Genomic DNA, 4,330 nt, shown 5'->3' with positions numbered 1-4,330 from the left:
CGGGGACGCGGGCGGCCGCGTCACGCCCGCGCGGCTCCTGCCGCCCCTCGCGCGGCTGCCCGCCCAGGTCGTCTCCGACACCGCCCGCGTCACCCTGCGCGGCGCGTCCGGCGGGCGCTGGACGGCGCTGGCCGTCGCGCCCGGCCCGGCCGCCCGCGGCGCCGCGACCCTGCTGGTGTCGGCCTCCCCCGGCAGCTACGTCGGCGGCGTCGACCCCGACCGCGGGCTGCTGCGGGTGCACCGCCTGGCCGGCCCGACCCCGTTCGAGCGGAGCCTGCGCCGCGCCGGGCTCGTCGACGACCCCGGACCCGCCGGCGCCGGTGCCGCCCCGCCGCGCGGCGACGGGCCGAACAAGGCAGGACCGCGCGCGGGAGGGCCGTCATGAAAGCCGACGTCGCCGGCACCGCGGTGCCCGCCCTGGCCGTCATGGCCGGCGCGCTGCTGCCGGCGCTGCTGGCCACGCTGCGCGGACGGCCCGCCGGGCGCCTGGCCGGGCTGATCGCCACCGGGCCGCTGACGACCCTGGCGCTGGTGCTGCTGGCCGCCGCCTACGGCCGGCCCGCCTACCTCGACGTCGCCCTGGTGCTGGCGCTGCTGTCGTTCGCCGGGTCGCTGGTGTTCGCCCGCTTCCTGAGCCGGACCCTGTGAGAGGAGGCCCCGATGAGTCTCGACCTGCTCGCCGACGCGCTGACCTGGGCCGGAGCCGCCGTCGCCGTCGCCGCCGGGCTGCGGCTGCCCCTCACCCGCGGGGCCGCCGCGCGCCTGCACGCCGCCGCGCCCGTCACCGTCCTGGCCGCGCCGCTGCTCATCGCGGGGCTGGCGCTGCGGCCCTGGTCGTCGTGGCACGACGTCGCCAAGCTCGCCGTCATCGCCGTCCTGCTCGCCGCGACCGGCCCCGCCACGGTCGCCACCGCCGGGCAGGCCGTCGAGCGCGCCGCCGGCCGATCGGAGTGACCCCGCCGTGACACCCGCGACTCCGCCCCCGCCCCTGCCCCCGCCCGTGGCGGCCCATGCCGCGGTGGCGCTGGACGCGCTGTCCGGGCCGCTCGCCGACGCCCTCATCGCCGCCGCCCTCGGCCTGGCCGCGCTCATGGCCACCGCCGTCGTGCTGACCCGCGACACCGTCCGGCAGGCGATCGTGCTGTCGGGCTACGGGATGGTCCTCGGCCTGCTGTTCCTCATCCTCCAGGCGCCCGACGTCGCGATGTCCCAGATCGGCGTCGGGACCGTCCTGGTGCCGCTCCTGGTGGTGTTGGCCCTGCACGCCACCCGCCGCCACCGCGACACCGGCGACGAACCGCCCACCGGCGGCACCGGCCCCGGAAAGGGCGGCGGAAAGGGCGGCGAAGGACAAGGCGAGAACGGCGGAAAGGGCGCGGGCGGCGCCGGGCGGGAGGCGCGCCGGTGAGGCCCCGCGTCCGCGTCCCCCTGTTCGCCGCCGGAGCCGCCGGGACCGCCGCCCTGTTCACCGCCGGCGCGCTCGGCCTGCCCGGCTTCGGCGGCCCCGTGCACCCCTACGCCGACCGCGCCGTCCACCAGGCCGTGCGGCAGGGCACCTCCAACACCGTCTCCTCCGTCAACTTCGACCAGCGCGCCTTCGACACCCTCGGCGAGGAGCTCATCCTGCTGTCGGCCGCGGTCGCCGCCGTGGCGCTGCTGCGCGTCGTGCGCACCGAGGAGGAACGCGACGGCGCCTCCCTGCGGCACGGGCCCGCCGAGGTCTCCGACGCGCTGCGCGTCGTCGGGTCCCTCCTGCTGCCCTTCACCCTGCTCATCGGCGTCTACATCGTCGCGCACGGCGCCCAGTCCCCCGGCGGGGGCTTCCAGGGCGGCGTCATCCTCGGCACCGCCATCCACCTGCTCTACCTGGCCGGCGACTACCCCGCTCTGCAGCGGCTGCGGCCCATCCCGGTGTTCGAGTCCGCCGAGGCCGTCGCCGCCGCCGCGTTCGCCCTGCTGGCCCTGGCCGCCGCCGGGGCCCCGCCCGCCGACCGGATCCCCGCCCTCAACACCGCCGTCGGGACCGAGGTCGGCTGCGCCATGGTCCTGCTGCTCGGCAAGTTCTTCGAACAGGCCCTCCTGGTCCGCGAGCACCGCGCGGCCGGCGACCCGCGGGAGCCCTCGTGAGCACCCTGCCCTACCTCACCGCCGGGTGGATCATCCTCGCCGGCCTCTACGGCATCGTCACCAGCCGCGACCTCGTGCACGCCGTGGTGTGCCTGTCGGTCGCCCAGTCCGGCACCTACGTGCTGCTGCTGGCCGTCGGGTACCGGTCCGGCGCCACCGCCCCGGTGTTCTCCGACCGCCCGCCGCCCCCCGCCGGCGGGCCCGTCACCGACCCCGTCGTGCAGGCCATGACCCTCACCGACATCGTCGTCGGCGCCACCGTCACCGCCCTGCTGCTCGCCCTGGCCGTCCAGGTCGCCAAACGGCGCGGCACCCTGGACCCCCGGGCCCTGCGCTCCCTCGAGACGTGATCCTCCAGGCCACCGTCGCGCTGCCCGTCCTGGTCGCGGCCCTGCTCGCCGCCACCGGACGGTGGCTGCCGCGCCTGGCCGTCGACACCGCCGCCCTGGCCACCGCCGCCGCCGTCAGCGCCCTGACCGCCCTCACCCTCGCCCGCGCCCCCCACCACCCGCAGGTCACCTGGCTCGGCGGCTGGGGCCCGGCCACCGGCGTGGGGATCCCCCTGGCCGCCGACCCCCTCGCCGCCGCGCTCGCCTGCACCGCCGCCGCCCTCACCCTGGCCGCGCTGGCGTTCTCCTGGCGGTACTTCACCGAGATCCAGGCGATCTTCCACGCGCTCATCCTGCTGTTCCTGGCCTCCATGTGCGCGTTCGTCTACACCGGCGACCTGTTCGACGCGTTCGTGTTCTTCGAGCTGATGAGCGTCGTGGCGTTCGCGCTCACCGGCTACCGCTCCGAGGAGCCCTCCACCGTCCACGGCGCCCTGAACTTCGGCATCGTCCAGTCCCTCGGCGCCTACCTCACCCTCGCCGGCATCGCCCTGGTCTACGGCCGCACCGGGCAGCTCGGCCTGGCCGCCATCGGAGAGAGCCTCGCCGCCGGCGGCGGCGACCGCGGCCGCCCGGGCGCCCTGGTCACCGCCGCGTTCGTGCTCATCTGCACCGGCTACCTGGTCAAGGCCGCCGCCGTGCCCTTCCACTTCTGGCTCGCCGACGCCCACGCCGTCGCCCCCACCCCCGTCTGCGTCCTGTTCTCCGGAATCATGGTCGAACTCGGCGTGTACGGGGTCGCGCGGACCTACTGGGCGGTGTTCGCCGGCCTGGTCCCGCTGCGCGCCGTCGCCGTCCTCGGCGCCGCGGCCGCGCTGCTGGGCGCCGTCATGTGCGTCCTGCAGCACCACATCAAGCGGCTGCTGGCCTACTCCACCATCAGCCACGCCGGGCTGCTGCTGGTCGGCGTCGCCGCCGGCACCCCCGGCGCGCTGGCGGGCACCGCCTACTACCTGGCCGGACACGCCGGGGTGAAGGGCGCGCTGTTCCTGGCCGCCGGGGCGCTGCTGAACCGGCACCAGAGCGTCGACGCCCGCGAGCTGCGCGGCCGCGGACGCGGAATGCCCGTCACCGGCGCCGCGTTCCTCGTCGGCGCGCTGTGCCTGGCCGGGCTGCCCCCGTCCGGGCTGTTCGCCGGGCACTCGGTCACCGAGCACGCCGCCCTGGAGCGCGGCTGGTGGTGGTTCACGCCCCTGTCCATCGCCGCCTCCGCCGTCACCGCCGGCGCCGTCCTGCGGGTCTGGCTCGTGGTGTGGCGCGGCAGGCCGCTGCCCAGCGACCCCGGCGAACCCGACGCCCGGGACGGCTCCGCGGAACAGGACGAACCCGCCGGCCAGAGTGAGCGCGAGGGGCCCGAGACGCCCGTCACCCTCAGCTCCATCCCCTGGGTCATGCTCGCCCCCGCCATCGCGCTGCTGGCCGGCGGGCTGCTGACCGGACTGGTGCCCGGCGGTCCCGTCGCCGGCGCCGCCGAGGTGTTCGCCGACCGCGGCGCCTACGCCGGGCTCGTCCTGGACGGCCGGCTCACCCACCCGCACGGCCCGCCCGCCGAGCCCTGGACCGCCCCCGGCCTCGCCGGGGCGGCCGTCACCCTGCTGCTCGCCGCGGCCGTCGCCGCGCTGCTGGTCACCACCTGGTCGGTGCAGACGGCGCCGACCCGGATGATCCGGTTGGTGGTGCTCACCCTGCTGGTCACCGCGGGCCTGGTGAAGCTGCTCTGACATGCAAGCATGCGTTTTTGACAATCATTGTCGTTGTCGCGGAGAGTTGATGCCATGAACATCCGCTCCGCCCCGCGCACCCTGGCCGCCGCC

General features: G+C 76.9%; 7 protein-coding genes. All 7 read left to right on the top strand.

Annotated elements, in window-relative coordinates:
- Nucleotides 1-385 (top strand): hypothetical protein (locus ABWI07_RS43760; RefSeq protein WP_353822167.1); only part of this gene is annotated, 385 nt, incomplete at its 5' end.
- Entirely contained in the window at nucleotides 382-648 is a 267-nt protein-coding gene (locus tag ABWI07_RS43755; RefSeq protein ID WP_200841761.1) for a monovalent cation/H+ antiporter complex subunit F, read from the top strand. The genes ABWI07_RS43760 and ABWI07_RS43755, both read left to right, overlap by 4 nt.
- A 12-nt stretch (nucleotides 649-660) precedes the next feature.
- Nucleotides 661-954 carry a monovalent cation/H(+) antiporter subunit G gene (locus ABWI07_RS43750; protein ID WP_353822166.1) on the top strand — a complete coding sequence of 98 codons (294 nt, stop codon included), beginning with the start codon at nucleotides 661-663 and terminating at the stop codon, nucleotides 952-954.
- Nucleotides 955-961: 7 nt separating this feature from the next.
- Nucleotides 962-1,408: a DUF4040 domain-containing protein gene (locus tag ABWI07_RS43745; RefSeq protein WP_353822165.1), complete on the top strand. Its 447-nt coding sequence runs from the start codon at nucleotides 962-964 to the stop codon at nucleotides 1,406-1,408.
- On the top strand, nucleotides 1,405-2,127 hold the full coding sequence (locus ABWI07_RS43740; RefSeq protein ID WP_353822164.1) for an MnhB domain-containing protein: 723 nt from the start codon (nucleotides 1,405-1,407) through the stop codon (nucleotides 2,125-2,127). The genes ABWI07_RS43745 and ABWI07_RS43740 overlap by 4 nt, the downstream gene beginning before the upstream one ends.
- A complete protein-coding gene (locus ABWI07_RS43735; protein WP_353822163.1) occupies nucleotides 2,124-2,477 on the top strand; it encodes a sodium:proton antiporter in 354 nt (117 codons plus the stop codon). The genes ABWI07_RS43740 and ABWI07_RS43735 overlap by 4 nt, the downstream gene beginning before the upstream one ends.
- Nucleotides 2,474-4,237: a complex I subunit 5 family protein gene (locus ABWI07_RS43730; RefSeq protein WP_353822162.1), complete on the top strand. Its 1,764-nt coding sequence runs from the start codon at nucleotides 2,474-2,476 to the stop codon at nucleotides 4,235-4,237. Before ABWI07_RS43735 ends, ABWI07_RS43730 begins: the two co-directional genes overlap by 4 nt.
- Nucleotides 4,238-4,330: the final 93 nt, after the last annotated feature.

The organism is Actinomadura sp. NPDC000600, assembly GCF_040492135.1.
In the GTDB taxonomy this organism is placed as follows: Bacteria; Actinomycetota; Actinomycetes; order Streptosporangiales; family Streptosporangiaceae; genus Spirillospora.
The sequence above is the reverse complement of the archived record's forward strand: the minus strand, read 5'-3'. Positions and strand labels throughout refer to the sequence as shown.

What these genes read in the sequence shown, in the direction of transcription:
- ABWI07_RS43750 (WP_353822166.1), top strand. Translation starts at nt 661, where the DNA reads ATGAGTCTCGACCTGCTCGCCGACGCGCTGACCTGGGCCGGAGCCGCC.
- ABWI07_RS43755 (WP_200841761.1), top strand. Translation starts at nt 382, where the DNA reads ATGAAAGCCGACGTCGCCGGCACCGCGGTGCCCGCCCTGGCCGTCATG.